Raw genomic sequence first — 23,868 nt, 5'->3', positions numbered from 1 at the left:
CGGCGCGCGTCAGTCGCCGCAGCGGCCCTCGCGCAGCGAGTGCAGGTGCTCGCTCGACTTCCGGGCGAAGGCGAGCGAGTCGACCGGATTGTCGTGTTCCGCCTGCCAGTGGTGGTAGCTCCGGCCGTGGTGGGTCCGGTTGGTCACCTTGGAGAGGAACGTCTTGTAGTCGATGTCCCCGTCCCCCACGTCCGACATCCGGTAGCCGTCGCGCGTCGTGTCGTCGCGGACACCGTCCTTGACGTGGAAGAGCGGGTAGCGGTTCGGGTGCTTGAGGACGTACTTCAGCGGGTCGAGCGGGGCCTTGCTGCCGTCCGCGCGCTTGCTGAAGCGGAACTGCGCGCAGTACGCCCAGTAGATGTCCATCTCCAGATAGACCAGGTCCGGGTCGGTCTCGGCGAGCAGGACGTCGTAGAGGCGCACCTTCGGCTTGTCGGTCGCGAAGGAGAACTCCTCGGCGTGATTGTGCTGGTAGAACTTCATGCCGCGCTTACGGGCGGCCGCCCCGTACGTGTTGAAGTCGTCGGCCGCCCGCTTCCAGCCGTCGACCGTCGAGCCGTAGCGGAAGGGGCCGGACGCCGTGCCGATGTGCTTGAGGCCGAGCGCCTGGGCGTCGTCGAGGACCTTCTCCAGGTTCTGGGCGAAGGTGTAGGCGCCGGGGTTGTTGTCGTCGTAGTAGCCGACGTGGCTGCCGATCGGGTTGAGGCCGTGGTCCTTGGCCAGCCGCTTGAGCTGGGCGAGGGTGATGGGTCCTGCGGAGCCCTGGGTGTAGCCCGCGAGCTCGATCTCGTCGTAGCCGTACTTCTCCAACTCGGCGAAGACGGGGGCGAAGCCGAGCGTGGAGATCTGGTCGCGGAGGCTGTAGAGCTGGATGCCGAGGCGGCCGGGGGGCAGGACGGGCTTGCCCTTGCCGTGACCATGTCCGTGGCCAGGTCCGTGGCCGTGGCCCTTGCCGGGTCCCTGGGCGTGGTCCTGGCCTGCGGCCTGGGCGCTCGCCGTGCCGATGATCGTGGCGGCGGTGGCTCCGGCGGCGACACCGAGGACGTTGCGGCGGCTCAGTCTGCGGGCGAGTTCGGTGTCCTTGGAGGTGCGGCTCATGTTCGCGTGACTCCCTTGGGTGACGTGGGGTGAGCAGTGCGGTGAGCGGTGCGATGCCGGTCCGTTGTCAGTGCAGTCCGGCAAGCTTGAGGAGCAGGGACTTCACCTCGGTGGCCCTGACCCGGTCGGTGAACGCGTGGGGGGTGGAGCAGAGGATGAGCGGACCTTCGTCGTCGCTCGACGGAAGGCGGCCGTGGCTGCCGCGAATAGGTGAGGGGTCCAGGGGGACGACCGCCATGCGGTAGCGCAGTCCGAGCTTCTTGCGGGCGACCGCCGAGACGGCCTTGAGCCGTACGTAGGGGTCCTCGGGGTCCATGAAGAGCTCGACGGGGTCGTAGCCGGGTTTGCGGTGGATCTCGACGAGTTGGGCGAAGTCGGGCGCGCGGGCGTCGTCGAGCCAGTAGTAGTACGTGAACCAGGCGTCCTTCTCCGCCACGGCGACCAGCTCGCCGGAGCGGGGGTGGTCCAGGTGGTGCGCCTTCTTGCCCTCGTCGTCCAGGAGCTGGTCGATGCCGGGCAGGTCGGCCAGTGCGGCCCGGGTCGCTTCCAGGTCCTCGGGACGGCGTACGTAGATGTGGGCGAGCTGGTGATCCGCGACGGCGAAGGCGCGTGAGGCCATCGTGTCGAGGTACTCCATGCCGTCCTGCGTGTGCACCTCCAGCAGCCCCGCCCGGCGCAGCGCCCGGTTGATGTCGACGGGCCGGCTCACGCGGGTGATGCCGTATTCGGAGAGCGCCACGACCGTACGGCCTTCGTCGCGCGCGTCGGCCAGCAGCGGGGCGATGGCCCGGTCGAGGTCGGCGGCGGCCTGGTGGGAGCGGGGGTCGTCGGGGCCGTAGCGCTGGAGGTCGTAGTCGAGGTGCGGCAGGTAGCAGAGCGCGAGGTCGGGGGTGCGGGTGGCGATGATGTGGCGGGTGGCGTCGATGATCCACTGGGAGGAGACCAGGTCGGCGCCGGGGCCCCAGAAGTGGAAGAGGGGGAACGTGCCGAGCTTGTCGGTCAGTTCGTCGTGCAGGGCGGGAGGCCGGGTGTAGCAGTCGGGTTCCTTGCGGCCGTCGGCGTAGTAGACGGGTCGCGGGGTGACGGTCCAGTCGGTGTCGGCGCCCATCGCGTACCACCAGCAGATGTTGGCGACGGTGTAGCCGGGGTGGGCGCGGCGGGCCGCGTCCCAGAGCTTGTCGCCTTCGACGAGCCCGTTGTGCTGGCGCCAGAGCAGGACGTCGCCGAGCTCGCGGAAGTACCAGCCGTTGGCGACGATGCCGTGTTCGGCGGGCATGGCGCCGGTGAGGAAGGTGGACTGGGCGGCGCAGGTGACGGCGGGCAGGACGGTGGAGAGCGGGGCCCGAGCGCCCTGTTTGCCGAGCGCCGTGAGGTTCGGCATGTGGGCGAGGAGCTGCGGGGTGAGGCCGACGACGTCCAGGACGAGGAGGGGGGTGGGGGCCCCGGCCCCCTGTGCGGTTTCCGTTCCGGGTTCGGGCGCGCTCATGGCAGCTCCTTGAGGCCGAGGTCGACCAGGAGGTCGCGGGCGAGGGTGAGTTCGGCGGCGATGCCGTCGGCGAGTTGGGTACGGGTGCGGGGCCGCAGCTCGGCGGGCAGCGCCTGCCAGGTGTACGTCTCCACCTCCAGGTGCCGGGTCAGCGGGACCGCTCCCCCGACGAGCCGGGCGAGCGTGGCGCGGAGCACGGGGAGCGTGGAGGTGAGCGGGGGCGCGGGCGGCGCGTGCAGCGGTACGTGGAAGTGGGCCCGCCAGGGGGTGGAGTCCGGGAGCGCGCCGCCGGCGACGGCCTCGTCCAGGTCGTCGGTGCCGCGCAGCCCGGCGGCCGTGCGCGTACGGGTCTGGTGCAGGAAGCGCGGCTCGGCGAAGGCGGCGAGCGCGGTGCGGACCTCGGGGAGGTGGGGGTGTTCGGCGTGCAGGGCGGCGGAGAGCTGGGACTTCACGACGGGGATACCCGCTGCGGTCAGGGCGTCGAGCGCGGTGTCCGGGTCCTCGAAGGAGGTGGCGAGGTGGCAGGTGTCGACGCAGATGCCGATGCGCTCGTGGCCGACGTCGGTGAGCGGCGCGATGGCGTCGGCGGTGGTCTCCACCGTGCAGCCCGGCTCGGGTTCGAGGCCGATGCGGATGGACTTGCCGGTGAGTTCGGCGAGGGCGTCCAGGCGCTGGGCGAGCGTGGTGAGGGCGGTGCGTGCGGTGCGGGCGGCGGCGGGTTCGGTGTCGTATGGGGTGCGCCAGGCCAGCGGGAGCGTGGAGATGATGCCTTCGGTGACGTCGTCGGGGAGCAGGGCCGCAAGAAGGCGGGCCAGGTCGGTGGTGTGGGCGAGGCGGTCGGGCTCGGTCCAGTCCGGCCGGTAGACCCGGTACTTGACCTCGTCGGCGCCGAAACCCTCGTACGGGAAGCCGTTGAGGGTGACCACTTCGAGGCCCCGGCCGTCGAGTTCGGCGCGGAGTGCGCGGAGTTCGGCGGGGTCGTTGATCAGGGCGCGGGCGGCGTCCCGGGCGAGCCAGAGGCCGATGCCGAGCCGGTCCCGGCCGAGACGGCGGCGTACGGGTTCGCAGTGGTCGCGGAGCTGCGCGCGGACGCCGTCCAGGGTTTCGGCGGGGTGGACGTTGGTGCAGTAGGAGAGGTGGACGATCGAGCCGTCCGGGTGGCGGAAGCGCATGGCTTCACTCCCCGCCGCGCAGGATGGAGTTGCCCTCGTGGAGTGCGTCGGGGGCGGAGGCGTCCAGGTGGAGGCGGCCGCTCTGGCCGTAGAAGGCGACCGGGTTGCGCCACAGGACCTGGTCGACGTCGTCCTCGGTGAACCCGGCCTTCAGCATCGCGTCGGCCACCTTGCGGGTCTTGAGCGGGTCGCTCTTGCCCCAGTCGGCGGCCGAGTTGACGAGGATCTTCTCGGTGCCGTGGTTCCGGAGGATCGTGACCATGCGGTCCTCGTCCATCTTGGTGTCCGGGTAGATGGAGAACCCGGCCCAGCAGCCGCTGTCAGTGGCGGCCTTTACCGTTGTCTCATTGAGGTGGTCGAGCAGGACGTGCTCCGGGGGGAGGTGCGATTCGCGGATGACGTCGATGGTGCGGTGGAGACCGGCGAGCTTGTCGCGGTGCGGGGTGTGGACGAGGGCGGGCAGCCCGTGGTCGGCGGCGAGCTGGAGCTGAGCGGCCAGCGCGTGGTCCTCGGCCGGGGTCATGGAGTCGTAGCCGATCTCCCCGACGGCGACGACGGAGTCCTTGACCAGATAGCGGGGCAGGGCGTCCAGGACGGGGGTGCAGCGGGGGTCGTTGGCCTCTTTGGGGTTGAGGGCGAGCGTGCAGTGGTGCGCGATGCCGTATTGAGAGGCGCGGAAGGGCTCCCAGCCGAGGAGCGCGTCGAAGTAGTCGAAGAAGCTGGCGGGCGAGGTGCGCGGCTGGCCGAGCCAGAAGGAGGGTTCGACGAGGGCGCGGACGCCCGCGTCGTACATCGCCTGATAGTCGTCCGTGGTCCGGGACGTCATATGGATGTGGGGGTCGAAGATGCGCATCAGGACTCCTCCGTGGGGGCGGCGGGGGTGATCTCGGCGAGAGTGAGCGCGGTGCGCAGGTCGGCCGGGACGTCACGGCCGGCGGCGGTCCGCTCGGCGGCGAAGTCGCTGAGCATACGGGCGAGTTCGGCGTCTCCTCGGGCCCGCTCGTCGAGCCGGGCGACGGCGGCCAGCGGTACGCCGGTGAAGAGGCACTTCAGTACGGCGTGGCGCCAGGCGTGCGGATCGAGGTGCGCCGCGGCGTACGGGCCGACGGCGGCGGCGACCAGCCGGGTGTCGTTGGTGCGCAGGGCGTCCTCGACGAGCGGGAGGGCAGTGGAGCCGATGTCGAGGCGGTGCAGGGTGAGGAGGACGGCGCGACGTTCGGCGGCGGTGCCCTGTTCGTAGAGCCGGGTGACGGAGGAGAGAGGGGGGCGGGCCGCGATGAGCAGGAGGGAGCGTACGGAGTCGGCGTGGGCCGGTCCGCAGTGGCGGCCGGCGGCGGCGTAGCGAAGCTCCCAGGGTGGCGAGGCGTACGGGGAGGCCTCGGCCGTGACGTCCTCTGTTGCCGCGTGCGCGGCTTCGGTCAGGGCCGCGTCGAGCCAGGCGCGGGCGGTGTCGTCGAGTTCGGTGTCGAGTTCCTTGCGGGACTTCAGCACGGTGCGCCGCCCTTCTTGTCGATCGCGCCCCTGGTCATGGCGTCGCGCAGGAAGGCGAGAGAGGTGCGGGCGAGTTCGGGGCCCGCGTGGGAGTGGCGGGGCAGCTCGACGACGGTGAGGCCTTGGTAGTCGGTGGCGGCCAGGGCGGCGAGCACGGGCGGGAAGTCGATCTCGCCGTCGCCGAACGGGAGGTGCTCGTGGACACCGCGCCGCATGTCCTCGATCTGGACGTGCCGGAGCCAGGGCGCGGAGTCGACGACGCACTGCACGGGTGAGGCCTCCTCCAGGCACTGGCAGTGGCCGATGTCGAGCGTGAGGCCGAGGAGCGGCGGGTCGCCGAGGAGGGCGCGGAGGTGGTGGAAGTCGGCGAGGGTGGCGAGGAGGTGACCGGGTTCGGGCTCGATGGCGAGGGGGATGCCCGACCTTTCGGCGGCGTCGAGTACGGGGGTGATCGCCTCGGTAAGGCGCTTCCAGGCGGTGTCGGTGGAGGTGTCCGGCGGGGTGATGCCGCTGAAGCAGTGGACGGCGTGCGCGCCGAGTTCGGCCGCCACGTCCACGGCGCGGACGAGCAGGGCGGTGCGCGCGGCCCGGGCGTCGGGGTCCGGGTCGAGGAGGGAGGGGCCGTGCTTGCGGCGCGGGTCCAGGACATAGCGGGCGCCGGTCTCCACGGTGACCCGGAGCCCGAGGGAGGTGAGCCTGCGCCGGACCTCGCGGGTGCGTTCGGCGAGGTCGGGGGCGAGGGGGTCCAGGTGCATGTGGTCGAGCGTCAGGCCGACGCCCTCGTAGCCGAGGTCGGCGAGGAGCCCGAGGGCGTCGTCGAGGCGGAGGTCGGTGAGCCCGTTGGTGCCGTAACCGAGGTGGAGGGTCATGTGGGGCTCACCTTCCGGGCGAGGGCGCGGGCCAGGGGGACGAGTGCTATGACGGCGAGACCGGAGCCGGGTGCTCCGGCGCGGGTGGCGAGCGCCGCCTGGAGCGGGATCATGGCGCGGATCCCGCCGCCCACCGCCCGCTGGGTCAGGGGCGGCGACGGGTTGAGGGCGGCGTGCAGGAGGGGTGGGCCGGCGGTGCGGAGGTAGGCACCGGTGAAGGCGGTGAGGAGGAGGAAGGTGAGGGCGGGAGCGTGGTGGGGGCGGATCGCCCGGCGCTCCCTCGGACCCGTCGCGCCGAGGCCGCTCGTGCCGAGCCCCGCCACGGTCACGCCCAGGCCGCCTGCGCCGGGCCCCGGTGCCCTGGTCCGAGCTGCCCGGTCCGCCGTGAGCACCGCCGCGCCCAGCGCCGTCGTCGTGGCCAGGACCGCCAGCGGTACGGCGGTGGAACCGCCCTGCGCCTCGTGGCGGGAGACGGCGGTGACGCCGTACGTGTGCGCCCCGAGGACCAGGGCCGCGGGGAGGGCGGCGGCCAGAGCGCCGAGCGCCGGACGAGGCGGTGCGGCAACGTTGTCGGGCGCGGCGGCCCCGCCGTGCACCGGACGGGCGGTGCGCGGTCCGGGCCCCGGCCCCCTCCCGGCCGACGCCGACGCCCCCGCCCCCGCCGTCGCGGTCGCCGTCGCCGTCGCTCCCAGCAGCAGGTCCAGTGACCGCGCCGCGGCCATCGCCGCCGGGCCCGCCTTCGTGTGCTTGAGGTGCAGGTCGTAGGCCCAGACCGTGGCGGCCAGGCCCGTGGCGACCGCCAGCGCCGGGCGGCCGGCCCGCGCCGCGAGGGCCAGCCCCGCCGCCGTCAGGACCCCGGCAGCGCCCAGGGCGGCCGGGGGGCTGATGCGGCCCGACGGGATCGGCCGGTGCGGGCGGTCCACCGCGTCCTCCTCGCGGTCCGCCCAGTCGTTGAGTGCCATCCCCGCCTCGTACAGGCAGAGCGAGGCGCCGATCGCGAGTGCCGTACCCCGGCCGGGACCGCGGCCCACCGCCGCGGCCCCGGCCAGGGCGTCACCCGGCACGGAGAACAGCGCGGAGACCCGGAACAGTTCGGTCCAGGCCCGCACCGTGTCCCCTCTCCCGCGACCGGGCGACGGGCGGTGCCTGTCCGGTGCGGGCGCAGTCCCACCCGTACCGGACAGGCCGTCTTCGGAGGCGCGGCCCGGGGCCGTCGAGGGCGCCCGGAGGCCCGCCCCGAGCGCCGGCAGGGCCCGCAGCCGCCACCTCATGCCCGGCCCCGGAGCCGCTCGGCGAAGGCCAGCAGCGTGGCGTACTGCTCGGCGAGCGCGGCCGAGGTGCCGCCGTCCGGGTCCTTGAAGTAGAAGCCCAGCTCCGGCCGGGGGCCGCTCAGTCCCAGCTCGTGCGAGCGGGCCAGCAGCCGGGCCAGGTCCAGGACGAGCGGGGCCGCGAGGGCCGAGTCGCAGCCCTGCCAGATGGTCTGGAGGACCATCCGGGAGCCGAGGAAGCCGTCGAAGGCGATGTGGTCCCAGGCCGTCTTCCAGTCCCCCATCGCCGGTACGTCGTCGATGTGGACCTCGCCTTCGGGGGCCGTGCCGAACGTGTCGGCGAGGACGCGTTCCTTGCCCGCGTTCTTGGCGGCGGCCGCCGCCGGGTCGGCCAGCGCCGCCCCGTCCCCGCCGCCCAGCAGGTTCGACCCGGACCAGGCCCGTACGGGCAGGGCGCGCTGGAGGAACATCGGGGCGAGTACGGAGCGGAGCAGCGTCTGGCCGGTCTTGCCGTCGCGTCCGGCGTGGGGAAGTCCGCTGTCGGCGACGGTCTCGGCGAGCGCGGGGGCGCGCAGGCCGGTGGACGGGGTGAAGTTGGCGTAGGAGCAGCCGGCGCGGAGTGCGGCGGCCGCGTAGAGGGAGCTGGCGGGGAGGCGCGGGTCGTCGGGACCGGGGGTCGGTTCGGTGGAGGAGACGTTGATGACGACCGTGCGGGCCAGGTCGTGGCGGTGGGCGAAGTCGGTGAGGTCGGCGGCGAACGCGGCGATGAGTTCCTGGTCGGTGCGGGTGTCGCCGGGAAGCGGTCCGCCGGGACGTATCTCGGCGTCGGCGGCGTCGAGTTCGCCGCGTACGGCGGTCGGGAGGCGGTACGGCAGGACACCGCCTTCGGCCAGCGCCTCGGCGCGTTTGGCGAGCGGGCAGTCCAGGGTGTCGTGGCCGCCGAAGACCAGCGAGGTCAGCGGCGGCAGGCCGCTGTCGGCGAACGGAGGCGTCTCGGTGACCATGCCGGTCGGCGGGTGGAGGCCCGCCGCTATCGCCGCGCATCCCGCCGTGGCGGTGGTGGCGACGGAGCCGCGCGCTCCGATGAACCAGACGCCGGTACGGCGGCCGGGCCCGTCGGCCGCGCTGTGTGGACTCTCCGTACGGCCTTCACGATCGGCATGTGCGGTCACGGGCTGCCTCCCTGGGGGATGAAGAGGTGGAGGACGGCGGGCGGGGAAGGGGTCGGTGCCTTCCCCGCCCGTCGTCGGCAGAGGTGGCCGCCCTACGTCGAGGGCAGCTCCTTCAGCTGGATGTTGCGGAAGGACACCTGGTCGTCGGCTCCATGGTTCTGGAGGCCGATGTAGCCATCCTTCAGACAGCGGGCCGGGTCGGTGTTGGTGAAGTCGTTGATCTTCGCTCCGTTGAGGAAGAGCTGCAGACGTTCGCCCTGGACCTTGATCTCGTAGCTGTTCCACTGCCCCGGCGGCCGCAGGACGCGGTCACGGGCCTTGATGTTGGCCGATTTGAATCCGTAGACGGCGCCGGTGGTGCGGTCGGCGGCGTCGGTGGCGTCGATCTGGATCTCGTAGCCGTTGTCGACGGCCGACCAGGGGTCGTCGGACTCCGGGAAGCCCACGAAAATACCGGAGTTGTCGTCGCCGGCCATCTTCCAGTCGAGCTTGAGCGAGTACGCCTTCAGCTCCTTGGCCTGGTAGGTGAGCAGGCCCATGCCGCCTTCGGAGTGCAGGGCGCCATCACTGACGGAGAACCTCCCCGGGCCTGCCTGCTTCCAGCCTTCCAGGGTCTTGCCGTTGAAGATCGGCCGGTAGTCCTTGTTCGGCTTGCAGTCGGCCTTGACCTGGCCGGTGGCGTAGCGCAGGCCGCCCGACAGGTGCTGGCGGAAGGCCGGTTCGGCGTAGGACTCCTTGGTGTGGCCGAGTCCGGTGTAGAAGGAGCGGCCGCCCTGGTAGGTCTGGCACCAGGAGATCGGGTGGTCGCCCTTCATGTTGCCGCCGGTGTAGGTGGTCTCGTCGAGGGTGGCCAGCACCTTTGCCTGGTCACGGGGGTTGATGCGGTAGTTGTACCACTCGTCGGTGCGCTCCCACTCCTCGTCCAGGTGCGCGGTGGCCGGATGGTCGTGGTCCTCGACACGGACGGTGGCGGGCTGGATCTGCGGGTGCGAGTCGAAGTAGGCGCCGACCAGGCCGCCGTAGAACTCCCAGTCGTACTCGGTGTCGGCGGCCGCGTGGATGCCGACGTAACCGCCGCCGGTGGCCACGTAGTTCTCGAACGCCTTCTGCTGCTCGGCGTTGAGGACGTCACCGGTGGTGGAAAGGAAGGCGACGGCGTCGTAGCGGGCGAGGTTGCTGGTGGTGAACTGGGCGGCGGACTCGGTGGAGTCGACGGTGATGTTGGTGTCCTCGCCGATCTCCTTCAGTGCGGCGACGCCGGCCGGGATGGAGTCGTGGCGGAAACCGGCGGTCTTGGAGAAGACCAGGACGCGCTTGGCGGTCTTGTCGACCGGACTGTTCGACAGTTCGAAGTCGTCGACGTCGTAGAGCGCGCCGTCACCTCCCTTGAAGACGAGGAAGAGTTCGGTCTGCTTCTTGGGCGCTCCGCGCAGCGGGATGTCGATGCCCTGGAAGGTGTCCCAGCTCCCGGTCACCGGGACCGGGCCCGAGCCGAGGATCTTGCCGGTGGGCGATCCCGTACGGACTTCGAGGAAGCCGCCCGAACCAGCCGACGAGATGCGGGCGGTGAGCTTGGTGGTGCCACCGAGGACGTAGGTCTTGAAGGAGATCCAGTCGTCGTTGTGGATGTCCCCGACGGTCTTACCGCCGTGCGCGCTCGACTTGCTGGGCGTGGTGACGCCGGAGGAGTCGTCGAAGTGCTCGGCCTGGCGGTGCCTGGGCTGGAGGCGCGCGGCGTCCTTGCCGGTCAGCTTGGCCTGGCCGCCACCGCCGTTGTCGGTGTAGGAGGCCGAAATACCGCCGTAGATATTGGCGTTGGGGTCGTGGCCGCCTTCCATGGCGGTCTTGATGGTGCCTTCGCAGCCGTGCTCGGTGGTGATGTCGTGGCCGTGGCTGTCGTGGCCCAACGTGAACTTGACCTCGACCTTGGTGCAGTCGATGGTGCCGTCCTCCGGGTCGCTGACGTTCACCTTGAACGGTACGGAGTCACCGAACTCGAAGAGCTGACCGTCCTCCGGGAGCACCAGCTCCACGGTCGGGGCGGTGTTGCCGACGGTGATGTGGACGCTGGCCGAGCCGGTGCGGCCGGTCGGGTCCTCGGCGGTGAGGGTCGCGACGTACGTACCGTTCTTCTTGTACGTGTACGTCGGGTTCGCGACCGTGGACGTTCCGCCGTCACCGAAGTCCCAGGCGTACGTGAGCGGGTCACCGTCGCCGTCCGACGTGCCGGCCGAGGAGAACTTGACCTTCAGCGGTGCGGTGCCGGAGGTCTTGTTCGCCGAGGCCTCCGCGATGGGTGAGCGGCCTCCGGTGGCGTTCTCGATGCGGTAGAGCGCGGAGTTCTCGTCGCCGCCGAACCAGGCGAGGCCGTAGTCCAGGACGTACAGGGCCCCGTCCGGGCCGAAGGCCATGTCCATGATCTGCGTACCGGACCACGGCACGTCGTTGATGGACTGGACGGCGCCGTCCGCGTCCTGCTCGATGCGCTTGATCCAGCGTCGGCCGAACTCACCGGCGAAGAAGTCGCCGTCGTACGCCTCGGGGAACTTGACCGGGGAGTCGAGGTCCGCGTCGTAGCGGTAGACCGGTCCGCCCATCGGGGACTCGGAGCCGGTGCCGAACTCGGGCACGGAACCGCCGTCGTACGGGATCCAGGCGGCCTCGGCCGGCGGCAGGTCGACCAGGCCGGTGTTGTGCGGCGACTCGTTCTTCAGGTCAGCGCAGTCGAAGGCGGCGCCGGAGGCCTTGGTGGCGAAGTCGTAGTCGATGTACGGCTCGTTCTCACCGACGCAGTACGGCCAGCCGAAGTTGCCGGCCTTCGTCACCCGGGCGAACTCCACCTTGCCGGACGGCCCGCGCTTCGGGTCGGCCGCACCGGCGTCGGGGCCGTAGTCACCGACGTAGACGATGCCGGTGGCCTGGTCGACGGAGAAGCGGAACGGGTTGCGGAAGCCCATCGCGTAGATCTCGGGGCGCGTCTTGTCCGTCCCGGGCTCGAAGAGGTTGCCTTCGGGGACGGTGTACGAGCCGTCCTCGGCGACCTTGATGCGCAGGATCTTGCCGCGGAGGTCGTTGGTGTTGCCGGAGGTCCGCTGGGCGTCGAACGCCGGATTGCGGTCGGCGCGTTCGTCGATCGGCGTGTAGCCGTCGGAGGCGAAGGGGTTGGTGTCGTCGCCGGTGGAGAGGTAGAGGTTGCCGTCCTTGTCGAAGTCGATGTCACCGCCGACGTGGCAGCAGATGCCGCGCGAGGTGGGGACGTCCAGGACCTTCTTCTCACTGGCGGTGTCGAGCGTGCCGTCCTCGTTGAGCACGAAGCGGGAGAGCCGGTTGACGCCGTCGAACTTCTCGAAGTCGGCGGCGGTCCCGGTCTCGGGTGCGTCGCCTGCCGGGGTGCCCAACGGGGGTGCGTAGAAGAGGTAGATGGCCCGGTTCTCGGCGAAGTCCGGGTCGACGCCGACGCCTTGGAGGCCTTCCTCGTCGTGCGTGTACACGGGGAGGGTGCCGGAGATCCGGGTGTTGCCGGCGCTGTCGGTGATCCGCAGCTCGCCGCCACGCGAGGTGTGCAGCACGCTGCGGTCCGGGAGGACGGCGAGCGACATGGGCTCACCGGTCTCCTCCGCGCCCTTGGCGAGGGTGACCTGCTGGAAGTCCTCCGCCACGGGCGCCTCGTGGCCCGGGTGGCCGGGGTGGGCGGTGGCGCCGGGGGCGGAGCCGAGGGTCAGGGTGGCGGCGGCGAGGAGGCCGCCGGTGAACAGCGCGAGCGATTTACGGACGCGGGTCCGGGCCAGGAGCCGCTTTCTGGTTCGGTGCGTTCGGTGCACGTAGGTCCTCCGGAGAGTGCCGGTTGTACGGGCGGGTGTAGCCGTGCCGTGCCGCGCGGGGACTGCCGCGCGTGTGTCACCGGAGACGGGAGTGACCCCGGTGACGCGAGTCATGTCGTGTACACGTGGTGGACGGTAGACCTGTTCATCCGCGACGGAAAGCCCTTGTGCAAGGGTTGGATCGAACTTCTGCTTCCGCCAGGACAAAGGAGATTCCGGGCAGCGCGAGGCAGCCCCGGGCACCTCAGGGAGCACCCGGGACCGCTCTGCCGCAGCTCCTACTCGCCGCCGCCGAAGGCCGCGTCGAAGGAGGCCGACGGCGGGTCGAAGTCGAACCGCTTGAGGCTGGCAAGGGCTTCCGGGGCGCCGGTCAGCCGGTCCATGCCCGCGTCCTCCCACTCCACCGAGACGGGGCCCTCGTAGCCGATGGACCGGAGCATCCGGAACACGTCCTCCCAGGGCACGTCACCGTGGCCGGCGGAGACGAAGTCCCAGCCGCGCCGGGGGTCGCCCCACGGCAGGTGCGAGCCGAGGCGGCCGTTGCGGCCGTCGAGGCGTTTACGGGCCTCCTTGCAGTCCACGTGGTAGATCCGGTCCCGGAAGTCGTAGAGGAAGCCCACCGGGTCGAGGTCCTGCCAGACGAAGTGGCTCGGGTCGAAGTTCAGCCCGAACGCGGGCCGGTGGTCCACCGCTTCGAGCGCGCGCTTCGTGGTCCAGTAGTCGTACGCGATCTCGCTCGGGTGCACCTCATGGGCGAAGCGCACGCCTTCCGCGTCGAAGACGTCCAGGATCGGGTTCCAGCGCTCGGCGAAGTCCTCGTAGCCCCGCTCGATCATGTGCGGCGGGACCGGCGGGAACATCGCGACCAGGTGCCAGATCGAGGAGCCGGTGAACCCGATGACCGTGTCGACGCCGAAGGCGGCGGCGGCCCGTGCGGTGTCCGCGATCTCGGCGGCGGCCCGCTGCCGTACGCCTTCGGCCTCGCCGTCGCCCCAGATGCGGGCGGGCAGGATGCCCTGGTGGCGTTCGTCGATCGGGCTGTCGCAGACGGCCTGGCCGACCAGGTGGTTGGAGATGGCGAAGCACTTCAGCCCGTACTTGTCGAGCAGATGGTGCCTGCTGTCCAGGTAGCCGGGGTCGGCGAGCGCCTTGTCGACCTCGAAGTGGTCTCCCCAGCAGGCGAGTTCGAGACCGTCGTAGCCGAAGTCCCGGGCGTGCCTGCAGACCTCCTCCAACGGGAGGTCGGCCCACTGGCCGGTGAACAGGGTGAAGGGGCGGGGCATGTGCGGGCTACCTCCTAGGACGAGGACGGGACCGGGGTGAGGACGGAGTTCTTGGCGGCGCTCTCCTCGACGGCGGCGAGCACCCGCTGCACCTGGAGGCCGTCCGCGAACGAGGGCCGGGGCGCGAGGCCTTCGGTGATCGTGCGGACCACGTCACGGGCCTGGTGGACGAAGGTGTGCTCGTAGCCGAGGCCGTGGCCCGGCGGCCACCAGGCCTCCAGGTACGGGTGCTCGGGCTCGGTGACCAGGATGCGGCGGAAGCCGGCGGTGGCGGCGGGCTCGGTGTGGTCGTGGAAGGACAGCTCGTTGAGCCGCTCCAGGTCGAAGGCGAGTGAGCCCAGCTCCCCGTTGATCTCCAGCCGCAGCGCGTTCTTCCGGCCCGCCGCCATCCGGGTCGCCTCGAAGGAGGCCAGCGCACCGGAGGCGAGGCGCCCGGTGAAGATCGCCGCGTCGTCCACGGTGACCTCACCCCGCTCCACCGCGTCGGCGCCGCCGGAGAGCCCGGCCGACCCACCGGAGAGCAGCGGCCGCTCCCGTACGAAGGTCTCGGCGACGGCGGACACGCCGGTGAGCAGCTCCCCGGCCAGGTACTGCGCGAGGTCCACGATGTGCGCGCCCAGGTCGCCCAGCGCGCCCGAGCCGGCGTGTTCGCGCTTGAGGCGCCAGGTGAGCGGGGATGCCGGGTCGACCAGCCAGTCCTGGAGGTAGCTGGCGCGTACGTGGCGCAGGGCGCCGAGGCGGCCGTCCGCGATGAGCTGCCGGGCGTAGGTGATGGCGGGCACCTTGCGGTAGTTGAAGCCGACCATCGCCACCTGACCGCGGGCCGCGGCCGCTTCGGCGGCGCGGACCATCGCCTCCGCCTCGGCGACCGTGTTGGCGAGCGGCTTCTCGCACAGCACGTGTTTGCCCGCCTCCAGCGCGGCGATGGCGATCTCCGCATGGCTGTCGCCCGGGGTGCAGATGTCGATCAGCTGCACGTCGTCCCGGGCGATCAGCGCCCGCCAGTCGGTCTCCGCGGCGGCCCAGCCGTGCCGGGCGGCGGCGGCGTCGACCGCCGCACGGTCACGTCCGCAGATCGCGGCGAGAGCGGGCCGCACCGGCAGGTCGAAGACGTGTCCGGCGGTGCGCCACCCCTGGGAGTGGGCGGCGCCCATGAACGCGTATCCGACCATGCCGATCCCGAGCGTCCCTCGCACCTGGTGCGGGGGCGGTGTCGCGGTCACGGTCGCGGGCTGCGGTTCCGTCTCCTGCTCTTGACTACGGGCCATGCGGGCTTCCTCCTCGTCGGTGTGCGGTAACGGGCCGGGGGACGCGCTCGCCGCATCCCCCGGAGTCCCGGTCAGTTGAAGCCTGTCGGCAGGTACTGGTCGATGTTGTCCTTGGTGACGACCGCGGAGTACAGGGTCAGCGAGGTCGGGATCTCCATCTCGGAGAGGCCGCTGATGCCCTTGGACTGGCCGAGCGCCCGCGCCAGGTCGATCGCGGAGGCGGCCATCGTCGGCGGGTAGAGGACGGTCGCCTTGAGGACCCCGTTGTCGGCCTTGATGGCGTCCATCGCGGACTTGGCTCCGGCGCCGCCGACCATGATGAACTCGTCGCGGCCGGCCTGCTGGATGGCGCGGAGCGCGCCGACGCCCTGGTCGTCGTCGTGGTTCCACAGGGCGTCGAACTGCCTCTGCGCCTGCAGGAGTTGGGCCATCTTCGCCTGGCCGGACTCGACGGTGAACTCGGCGGCCTGACGGGCCACCAGCTTGATGTTGGGGTAGTTCTTCAGCGCGTCGGCGAAGCCCTGGCTGCGCTGCTTGGTCAGCTCCAGGTTGTCGATGCCGGCGAGCTCGACGACCTTGGCGTTCGCCTTGCCCTTGAGCTGTTCGCCGATGTAGTGCCCGGCGTTGAGGCCCATGCCGTAGTTGTCGCCGCCGACCCAGCAGCGGTAGGCCTGCGGGGAGGCGAAGATGCGGTCCAGGTTGACGACGGGGATGCCCGCCTTCATCGCCTCCAGGCCGACCTGGGTGAGCGCCTTGCCGTCGGCGGGGAGGATGACGAGGACGTCGACCTTCTTGTTGATGAGTGTCTTGACCTGGCCGATCTGGGCGGCGGTGTCGTTGGAGCCCTCGGTGATCTCCAACGTCACCTCGGAGTACTTCTCCGCCCGCGACTTGGCGTTGACGTTGATGGCGTTGAGCCAGCCGTGGTCGGCCTGCGGTCCGGCGAAACCGATGGTGACGGGCTTGCCGGGCTTGTCGTCGGCGGCGGGCTGGCTGTTGCCGGCCGGCTGCGCGTTCTTCGGTTCGTTGCTGGTGCAGGCGGTGAGGAGCGCGCCCGCGGAGAGGGCGGTGGCTCCGAACAGCAGCCCTCTGCGGCTGGTCTCTGGCATGGCGGTGGAACCCTTCATCCGGTGGGTGACGTACGAAGTGCGGCTCTCGGTAAGGCGGTCGGTCAGGTCTCGCCGCCGCGCAGGGTGCGGCGCTGGACGAGGACGGCGGCGACGATGATGGCGCCCTTGGCGATCTGCTGGACGTCGCTCTGCAGGTTGTTGAGCGCGAAGATGTTGGTGATGGTGGTGAAGATCAGGACGCCGAGGACGGAGCCGACGATGGTGCCGCGGCCGCCGCTGAGCAGGGTGCCGCCGATGATCGCGGCGGCGATGGCGTCGAGCTCGTACAGGTTGCCGTTGGTGTTCTGGCCGGAGCCCGCGAGCACGATCAGCATGAAGGCGGCGATGCCGCAGCAGAGCCCGGACAGCACGTAGAGGTAGAGGCGCTGACGGCGGACGTCGATCCCGGCGAGCCGGGCCGCCTCCGCGTTGCCGCCGACGGCGACCGTGCGGCGGCCGAAGGTGGTGCGGTTGAGGATCAGCCAGCCGATGACGGTGACGGCGGCGAACATGATGACCAGCGGCGGGATGCCGAGGAAGTAGGAGTCCGGCAGGCCGAGGCTGAGGACCGAGTCGACGGTGACGATCTGGGTCTTGCCGTCGGTGATCATGAGGGCGAGGCCGCGCGCCGAGGCGAGCATGGCGAGCGTCGCGATGAACGGGACCATCCCGCCGTACGCGATGAGCACACCGTTCACCAGTCCGGCGGCGACGCCGACGATCACGGCGGTGAAGGCGATGCCCGCGAAGCCGTACTCCTGGGTGGCCAGAGTGGTCGCCCAGACGGAGGCGAGGGCGACCATCGCTCCGACGGAGAGGTCGATGCCGCCGCTGGTGATGACGAAGGTCATGCCGACGGTGACGACTCCGATGACGGAGGCCTGGGTCAGGATCAGCTGGAGGTTCCCGGTGTCCAGGAACGCGTCCGGTTCGGTGATGCCGCCGACCAGGACGAGCGCGGCGAGGACGCCGAGCAGGGACAGGATCCGGACGTCGAGCCGCAGACCGAGTCCGGGCCGGCCGCCGCCGCCCGTCTTCGACGGGGGCGGGTCGGCGGGACCGGTGAGGGCCCCCTTGTCCGGCCCGTTGTGCTGCGCCGACGGGGCGGGCTGTGTCATGGCGTCGGGCTCCCTTCCATCACGAGGTCGAGTACGCGGTGCTCGTCGAGCTCCTGGGCGGGGGCCGTGTGGACGACCTGTCCCTCCCGGAGCACCAGCACCCGGTCGGCGAGGCCCAGGACTTCGGGCACTTCGCTGGAGACGAGCAGGACGGCGAGGCCTTCGTCGGCCAGCCGGCGGATCACGGCGTAGAGCTCGGCGCGGGCGCCGACGTCGACGCCGCGGGTGGGTTCGTCGAGCAGCAGGACCCGGCAGCCGCGCAGCAGCCAGCGGGCCAGGACGGCCTTCTGCTGGTTGCCGCCGGAGAGGGTGCGGATCGGTGTGTCCGGGTTGTCCGGCCGCAGGGAGAGTTCGCGGGTGGCCTGCTGTGCGGACCGCCGTTCGCCGCCCCGGTCGATCCAGCCGACCCGGGCGAACCGGGAGAGCGAGGAGATGGAGACGTTACGGGTCACGGACTCGGTCATCAGCAGGGCCTGGGCCTTGCGCTCCTCGGGGGCGAGACCGATGCCGGCGGCGACGGCGGCGCGGACGCTGCCCGGCCTGAGCTGCTTGCCGCCCACGGTGACGGTCCCGGTGCTCGCCTTGCGGGCGCCGTAGATCGTCTCCAGGATCTCGGAGCGGCCGGAGCCGACGAGTCCGGCGAGACCGACGATCTCGCCGGGCCGCAGTTCGAGGTCGACGGGTGCGAACTCGCCTTCGCGGGAAAGGCCTTGGACCCTCAGGACGGGTTCGGTGATGTTCTCGGCCGCCTCGTCCGGGCGCGGCGGGAAGACGTACTCGACATCGCGGCCGGTCATCATGGCAACGATGTCGCGTGTCGGTGTGTCGGCGGCGGGAAGCCCGACCGCGACCGCCCGGCCGTCCTTCAGCACGGTGACCCGGTCGCCGATGCGGCGGATCTCCTCCAGCCGGTGCGAGATGTAGACGACGGCGACCCCGTCGGCGGTCAGGCTGTCGACGATCCGGAAGAGGTTGTCGACCTCGTCGGGGTCGAGCGCGGCGGAGGGCTCGTCCATCACGATGAGCCGGACGTCGTGGGAGAGGGCCCGCGCCATGGAGACGATCTGCTGCTGGGCGGCGGAGAGCGAGCCGACCGGCCGGGCCGGGTCGATCTCCGGGTGCCCGAGCCTGGCCAGCAGCGCCTTGGCGGCAGAACGGCCCTCCCCCGTACGGACGATGAAGCCCGCGCTGGTCGGTTCGTGGCCGAGGAAGACGTTCTCGGCGACCGACAGCCCTTCCACCAGGTCGAGTTCCTGGTAGATCGTGGCAATTCCCAGCCGCATGGCGGCGATCGGGGACTTGAGCCGGACGGGTTCACCACGCCAGGTGATCTCGCCGTCGTCGGGCTGGTGGGCCCCGGCGAGCACCTTGATGAGGGTGGACTTGCCCGCGCCGTTCTGGCCGAGGAGGCAGTGGACCTCGCCGGCCTGGACCTCCAGGTCGACGCCGTCCAGGGCGCGTACGCCGGGGAAGGACTTGGTGATGCCGGACATGGTGAGCAGGGGTGGTTCTGGTGCCATGACGAATCCCCTCGGCGAATGGGGTCTCCCCTGCCCTTGCCCGGTGCCGGGCGGGTTCGGGGAGGGCCGGGTGTGCGGGCAGGGCGCAGGACTGGAGGTGCCGTGGAGCCGGCGGCATCACGAGCGGCTGCTGACTAGTACCTGACGAGTACCTGACGAATAAGGGCGAGTGGCCGACCCGTGCGGTGGTGCCGGGTGGCCGACCAAGGCGGTGGTACGTAAGGCGTGGGCGGCGAGCGGTGGTGCGTACGGGGCCGGAGGCGGCGCGGGGCGCTGCTCACCGGTCCCGTGGTCAGGCCGGTGAGAAGAGGTGGTCGCTGATGAGGCGGGCCGCGCCGATCACTCCGGCGGTGGGGCCCAACTCGCCCAGCACGATGGGGAGGTTGCCGGTGGCCAGCGGCAGGGACTGCCGGTAGACCTGGGTGCGGACACTGGCGAGGAGGTTGTGACCGAGGCCGGTGACCCCGCCGCCGATCACCACCAGACCGGGGTTGAAGAAGCTGACGAGACCGGCGATGACCTGCCCGACCCGGTTGCCGCCTTCGCGGATCAGGTCGAGCGCCGCCGCGTCCCCGGCCGCCGCGGCGGCGGCCACATCGGCGGCGGTGAGGCGTCCGGCCCCCTCCAGCCGGACCGCGAGCTCGGGCGAGCGGCCCTCACGGGCGGCGTCCTCCGCGTCGCGGGCCAGGGCGGCCCCGCTGAAGTGGGCTTCCAGGCAGCCCTTGTTGCCGCAGGCGCAGGCCCGGCCGTCCGGTTCCACCTGGATGTGCCCGATGTCGCCGGCGCTGCCCGTCGTCCCCCGGTAGACCTCACCGCCGACGACGATCCCGCAGCCGATACCCGTACCGATCTTGACGCAGAGGAAGTCGCCCACGGAACGGGCGACGCCCGCGTGCTGCTCCCCCATCGCCATGAGGTTCACGTCGTTGTCGACCATGACCGGGCAGCCCAGATCCTGGCTGAGCGCCTCACGGACCGGGAACCCGTCCCAGCCGGGCATGATCGGCGGCGCGACCGGCACGCCTTCGGGGAAGCGGACGGGGCCGGGGACGCCGATGCCCGCGCCGTCGAAACCTTCGGCGAGGCCGGAGGCCCGGAGCTTGGCCGCCATCGCCAGGACCTGCTCGAAGACCGCGACCGGGCCCTCGCGCACGTCCATCGGCTGATTGAGGTGGCCCAGGACCTCCAACTCCGCGTTGGTGACGGCCACATCGATGGAGGTGGCGCCGATGTCGACCCCGAGGAAACGCAGTTCGGGGGCGAGCCGGATGTTGTGCGAGCGGCGCCCGCCACGGGATGCGGCGAGCCCGTCCGCCACGATCAGGCCGGTCTCCAGCAGCCGGTCCACCTCGACGGCGAGCTTGGAGCGCGAGAGGTCGACCTGGTCACCCAGCTGCGCACGGGAGTTGGGGCCCCCGTCGCGCAACAGCCGGAGCAGCCGCGCCTGATGCGCGTTCGCGGGTCGTGCCGTCATACGTCTCACGCGTCCCTCCCCGCCACATCCGGCCAGTCCGTCGGGCTTTCGAGGGGAACGTAGCAGCGCTTTCCCGGAGTGGGAAGAAGTTGCGCAGGAATCGGCCCCAACTTTCTCCACACTCAGGACAAAGCTTCGCGGCCGTGCTCAAGGGCAGCGGATGACCTGTCCGGCGTACGAGAGGTTTCCGCCGAACCCGAAGAGCAGGACGGGCGCGCCGGAGGCGACCTCGCCGCGCTCCACCAGCTTGGAGAGGGCCATCGGGATGGAGGCGGCGGAGGTGTTGCCGGAGTCGACCACGTCCCGCGCGATGATCGCGTTGACCGCGCCGATCTTGCGGGCGACCGGCTCGATGATCCGCAGGTTGGCCTGGTGCAGGACGACGGCGGCCAGGTCCTCCGGGGCGACACCCGCCTTCTCGCAGACCTTGCGGGCGATCGGGGGCAGCTGGGTGGTGGCCCAGCGGTAGACGGACTGGCCCTCCTGCGCGAAGCGCGGCGGCGTCCCCTCGATCCGTACGGCGTTGCCCATCTCCGGCACCGACCCCCACAGCACCGGACCGATGCCGGGGCCGCCCGGCGTGTCCGGGGCGGACGGGTCGGCGGTGACGACAGCCGCGCCCGCGCCGTCGCCCAGCAGGACACAGGTGGTCCGGTCGGTCCAGTCCGCGATGTCACCCATCTTGTCGGCGCCGATGACCAGGGCCCGGGTCGCCGCACCGGCCCGGATCGTGTGGTCGGCGACGGCCAGCGCGTGTGTGAAGCCCGAGCAGACCACGTTGATGTCCATCACGGCGGGCGACCCCATGGAGAGCCGCGCCGCGACCCGGGCCGACATGCTCGGCGAGCGGTCGATCGCGGTGGAGGTGGCCACCAGGACCAGATCGATGTCGGAGGGCTGGAGACCGGCGGCGGCCAGCGCCTTGGCGCCGGCGTGCGCGGCCAGCTCGTCGACCGGCTCGTCCGGGCCGCCCACATGCCGGGTCTTGATGCCGACCCGGCTCGTGATCCACTCGTCGCTCGTGTCGACCATGGCCGCCAGATCGTCGTTGGTGAGCACCTTGGCGGGCTGATAGTGGCCGAGCGCCACGACACGTGAGCCGGTCATACGGGTTCCCATCGTCACTTCGGGCAGGAAACATCCAGTCTTGGTGGCTACCGTCCGGTACGTGGGCACGTGATCCCACAGGAATCCGGCCCACACGTTGGAGCATTGACAACAGCCTCACCTGCATGCTCACCCCGACCGTCCGTTCGGGTGGAGGGGCGATGACGGTCCGACGCGTGTGCAGGACAATGACAGGGCCAGGCTCCGGCCCGACCCACGGCCGGAAGCTCCGCACACCGGAAGCTCTCCACACCGACAGAATCGGGTTCAGCCTCATGGGACGGGTCACCGAGCGCCGCCGCACCCTCCGTATCCGGGACGGTGCCGTCTCCTCCCGCGCCGACACGCTCGTCGCGGAGGAGCCCCTGGAGATCCGGCTGAACGGGAAGCCGCTGGCCATCACCATGCGCACACCCGGCGACGACTTCGCGCTGGCGGCGGGGTTCCTGGTCAGCGAGGGCGTGATCGCCGAGGGCGAGGAGGTGCAGTCCATCGTCTACTGCGCCGGGGCCACCGCCGACGGTGTGAACACGTACAACGTGGTGGACGTGAAGCTCGCGCCCGGGGTCGTGGTCCCCGACATCACGCTGGAGCGGAACGTCTACACCACCTCCTCGTGCGGCCTGTGCGGCAAGGCCAGCCTGGACGCCGTACGCACCACCACCCGCCACCCGGTCGCCGACGCTCCCCCGGTACGCGTCACGCCGGAGCTGCTCGCCGCCCTCCCGGACCGGCTGCGGGCCGCGCAGAAGGTGTTCGACCGGACCGGCGGGCTGCACGCGGCGGCCCTCTTCTCGGAGGACGGCGAGCTGCTGGACATACGGGAGGACGTGGGCCGGCACAACGCGGTGGACAAGCTGGTGGGCCGGGCCCTGACGGACGGGCGGCTGCCGTTGTCGCGGGCGGTGCTGCTGGTCTCGGGGCGGGCCTCGTTCGAGCTGGCGCAGAAGGCGGTGATGGCCGGGATCCCGGTGCTCGCGGCGGTCTCGGCGCCGTCCTCGCTGGCGGTGGACCTGGCGGCGGAGAGCGGGCTGACGCTGGTGGGCTTCCTGCGGGGGCCTTCGATGAATGTGTACGCGGGTGAGCACCGGATCGCGCTGGAGGCGGAGGTGCGCTGACGCGCGGTCTCCCCGGGAGGCCGTGGCGGAGACAGCGCACCCGTCCCCGCCGGCGCCTCTTCCCACTGGCACCCGTCCTCGTCGGCACCCGTCCGCGTCGTACCTGTCCCCGCCAGCACCCGCCCCCGTCGGCGCCCGTGCCCGCCGGCTCACTCCCCGGCGAACGACCGCCCTTCGGCCGCCAGCGCCTCGCGCAGCACGCCGATCGCCTTCGGGCCGACGCCGTGCAGCGCCAGCACCTCGGCCGCCGTCACGTCGGTGAGCTGCGCGAGCCGGGTGTAGCCCGCGTGCCGCAGAGCGCTGCGGGCCGGGTTGCCCGCGCCGTGCGGGAAGTCGTCCTCGGGTCCGGCGGGCCGGTCGGCCATGGTGGTCCTCCAGGTCGGCGTCGGTCGGTGGGGGTCAGCAGCCGTCAGCGGCGGTCGGCCGCTATGACGTCACCGTAGCCGCCGGGTGTGACAACGGCCCGGCATCGGCCTCCTCCCCGTCCCGCACCGGCTCCGGGTCCCGCGAGCGGCGCTTGGCGATGACCGCGCAGACCATCAGCTGCATCTGGTGGAAGAGCATCAGCGGCAGCACGGCGAGGCTCGCGTGCGCCCCGAACAGCACGCTCGCCATCGGCAGCCCCGCCGCCAGGCTCTTCTTCGACCCGGCGAACTGGATGGCGATCCGGTCCTCCCGGCCGAAGCCGAGCCGCCTGGCTCCGTACCAGGTCAGCGCGAGCATCACGGCCAGCAGGACCGCCTCGGCCGCGAGCAGGGCACCGAGCCGGGCCGGAGTGACCTGGCTCCAGATACCGGCGACCATGCCCTCGCTGAACGCGGTGTAGACGACCAGCAGGATCGAGCCACGGTCCACCAGGCCGAGCACCTTCTTGTGCCGGGTCAGGAACCCGCCGACCCAGCGGCGCAGGAGCTGTCCGGCGAGGAACGGCACGAGCAGCTGGAGCACGATCTTGAGCAGCGAGTCCGCCGAGAACCCGCCACCGGCGGAGCCGAGCAGCAGCGCGGCGAGCAGCGGCGTGAGGAAGATCCCGGTGAGGCTGGAGAACGAGCCGGCGCAGATCGCGGCGGGCACGTTGCCGCGGGCGATCGAGGTGAACGCGATCGAGGACTGGATCGTCGACGGCACCAGGCACAGGAAGAGGAAGCCCGCCTGGAGCTCCGGCGTCAGGACGTAGGGCACCAGCCCCTTGCTCGCCAGGCCCAGCAGCGGGAAGACGAGAAACGTGCAGGCCAGGACGGTGAGATGGAGCCGCCAGTGCTTCAGCCCGTCGAGCGCCTCGGCCGTCGAGAGCCGGGCCCCGTACAGGAAGAAGAGCAGGGCGACCGCCCCGGTGGAGGCCCCGCCCGCCACATCGGCGGCCATGCCGCGCGCGGGCAGCAGCGCGGCGAGGACGACGGTGCCGACCAGCGCCAGGATGTACGCGTCGACCGGCAGCCAGGACGGCAGGGTGAGGGTGCGGCGGCGGCTACTCATGGGCTCCACGTGGTTCTT

Annotated in this window: 19 protein-coding genes; 1 reads left to right on the top strand and 18 read right to left on the bottom strand. The window is 71.5% G+C overall.

Features of this window, described 5'->3' with window-relative positions; all coding sequences use genetic code 11:
- Positions 1–9: 9 nt before the first annotated feature.
- The 16 genes from ACQP09_RS31060 to ACQP09_RS30985 form a co-directional block, all read right to left on the bottom strand.
- Positions 10–1,098, bottom strand: a complete 1,089-nt coding sequence (locus tag ACQP09_RS31060; RefSeq protein WP_433405731.1) for a sugar phosphate isomerase/epimerase family protein — start codon at positions 1,096–1,098, stop codon at positions 10–12.
- A 67-nt stretch (positions 1,099–1,165) separates the two neighbouring features.
- On the bottom strand, positions 1,166–2,584 hold the full coding sequence (locus ACQP09_RS31055; protein ID WP_433405729.1) for an alkaline phosphatase family protein: 1,419 nt from the start codon (positions 2,582–2,584) through the stop codon (positions 1,166–1,168).
- On the bottom strand, positions 2,581–3,756 hold the full coding sequence (gene eboE, locus ACQP09_RS31050; protein ID WP_433405727.1) for a metabolite traffic protein EboE: 1,176 nt from the start codon (positions 3,754–3,756) through the stop codon (positions 2,581–2,583). Before eboE ends, ACQP09_RS31055 begins: the two co-directional genes overlap by 4 nt.
- 4 nt (positions 3,757–3,760) lie before the next feature.
- On the bottom strand, positions 3,761–4,609 hold the full coding sequence (locus ACQP09_RS31045) for a TatD family hydrolase (RefSeq protein WP_433405725.1): 849 nt from the start codon (positions 4,607–4,609) through the stop codon (positions 3,761–3,763).
- Positions 4,609–5,247 (bottom strand): EboA domain-containing protein, encoded by a 639-nt coding sequence (locus tag ACQP09_RS31040; RefSeq protein WP_433405723.1) that lies wholly within the window; start codon positions 5,245–5,247, stop codon positions 4,609–4,611. The genes ACQP09_RS31045 and ACQP09_RS31040 overlap by 1 nt, the downstream gene beginning before the upstream one ends.
- Entirely contained in the window at positions 5,241–6,116 is an 876-nt protein-coding gene (locus tag ACQP09_RS31035; protein WP_432148780.1) for a sugar phosphate isomerase/epimerase family protein, read from the bottom strand. Before ACQP09_RS31035 ends, ACQP09_RS31040 begins: the two co-directional genes overlap by 7 nt.
- Positions 6,113–7,387, bottom strand: a complete 1,275-nt coding sequence (locus ACQP09_RS31030) for an SCO3242 family prenyltransferase (RefSeq protein WP_433405720.1) — start codon at positions 7,385–7,387, stop codon at positions 6,113–6,115. Before ACQP09_RS31030 ends, ACQP09_RS31035 begins: the two co-directional genes overlap by 4 nt.
- Positions 7,384–8,556, bottom strand: a complete 1,173-nt coding sequence (locus tag ACQP09_RS31025; protein ID WP_433405718.1) for an inositol-3-phosphate synthase — start codon at positions 8,554–8,556, stop codon at positions 7,384–7,386. The genes ACQP09_RS31030 and ACQP09_RS31025 overlap by 4 nt, the downstream gene beginning before the upstream one ends.
- Positions 8,557–8,648: 92 nt before the next feature.
- On the bottom strand, positions 8,649–12,377 hold the full coding sequence (locus tag ACQP09_RS31020; protein ID WP_433405716.1) for a ThuA domain-containing protein: 3,729 nt from the start codon (positions 12,375–12,377) through the stop codon (positions 8,649–8,651).
- A 278-nt stretch (positions 12,378–12,655) separates the two neighbouring features.
- A complete protein-coding gene (locus ACQP09_RS31015) occupies positions 12,656–13,660 on the bottom strand; it encodes a sugar phosphate isomerase/epimerase family protein (protein ID WP_433405714.1) in 1,005 nt (334 codons plus the stop codon).
- Positions 13,661–13,674: 14 nt separating this feature from the next.
- Positions 13,675–14,928, bottom strand: a complete 1,254-nt coding sequence (locus ACQP09_RS31010) for a Gfo/Idh/MocA family protein (protein WP_433405712.1) — start codon at positions 14,926–14,928, stop codon at positions 13,675–13,677.
- A 71-nt stretch (positions 14,929–14,999) separates the two neighbouring features.
- Positions 15,000–16,037 (bottom strand): substrate-binding domain-containing protein, encoded by a 1,038-nt coding sequence (locus ACQP09_RS31005; RefSeq protein WP_433405710.1) that lies wholly within the window; start codon positions 16,035–16,037, stop codon positions 15,000–15,002.
- 62 nt (positions 16,038–16,099) lie between these two features.
- Positions 16,100–17,155 carry an ABC transporter permease gene (locus ACQP09_RS31000; protein ID WP_433405708.1) on the bottom strand — a complete coding sequence of 352 codons (1,056 nt, stop codon included), beginning with the start codon at positions 17,153–17,155 and terminating at the stop codon, positions 16,100–16,102.
- Positions 17,152–18,675, bottom strand: coding sequence for a sugar ABC transporter ATP-binding protein (locus tag ACQP09_RS30995; RefSeq protein ID WP_433405706.1), 1,524 nt, complete (start codon positions 18,673–18,675; stop codon positions 17,152–17,154). The genes ACQP09_RS31000 and ACQP09_RS30995 overlap by 4 nt, the downstream gene beginning before the upstream one ends.
- A gap of 292 nt (positions 18,676–18,967) precedes the next feature.
- Positions 18,968–20,149 (bottom strand): ROK family protein, encoded by a 1,182-nt coding sequence (locus ACQP09_RS30990; RefSeq protein WP_433405704.1) that lies wholly within the window; start codon positions 20,147–20,149, stop codon positions 18,968–18,970.
- Between the two features lie 147 nt (positions 20,150–20,296).
- Positions 20,297–21,256, bottom strand: coding sequence for a beta-ketoacyl-ACP synthase III (locus ACQP09_RS30985; protein ID WP_015612552.1), 960 nt, complete (start codon positions 21,254–21,256; stop codon positions 20,297–20,299).
- Positions 21,257–21,531: 275 nt separating this feature from the next.
- Between ACQP09_RS30985 and fdhD the strand changes: the two genes are divergently transcribed.
- Positions 21,532–22,374: a formate dehydrogenase accessory sulfurtransferase FdhD gene (gene fdhD / locus ACQP09_RS30980; RefSeq protein ID WP_433405701.1), complete on the top strand. Its 843-nt coding sequence runs from the start codon at positions 21,532–21,534 to the stop codon at positions 22,372–22,374.
- 149 nt (positions 22,375–22,523) lie between these two features.
- Here fdhD and ACQP09_RS30975 read toward each other — a convergent pair whose 3' ends face one another.
- Together ACQP09_RS30975 and ACQP09_RS30970 are read right to left on the bottom strand one after the other, a co-directional pair.
- A complete protein-coding gene (locus ACQP09_RS30975; protein WP_433405699.1) occupies positions 22,524–22,739 on the bottom strand; it encodes a DNA-binding protein in 216 nt (71 codons plus the stop codon).
- A 61-nt stretch (positions 22,740–22,800) separates the two neighbouring features.
- Complete coding sequence (locus tag ACQP09_RS30970) at positions 22,801–23,850, bottom strand: bile acid:sodium symporter family protein (protein WP_433405697.1); 1,050 nt, start codon at positions 23,848–23,850, stop codon at positions 22,801–22,803.
- Between the last annotated feature and the right edge of the window lie 18 nt (positions 23,851–23,868).

Origin of the sequence: Streptomyces sp. CA-146814 (genome assembly GCF_050942385.1) — a bacterium.
Taxonomy (GTDB): Bacteria; Actinomycetota; Actinomycetes; order Streptomycetales; family Streptomycetaceae; genus Streptomyces.
This window is presented reverse-complemented; position numbering and strand designations above follow the sequence as displayed.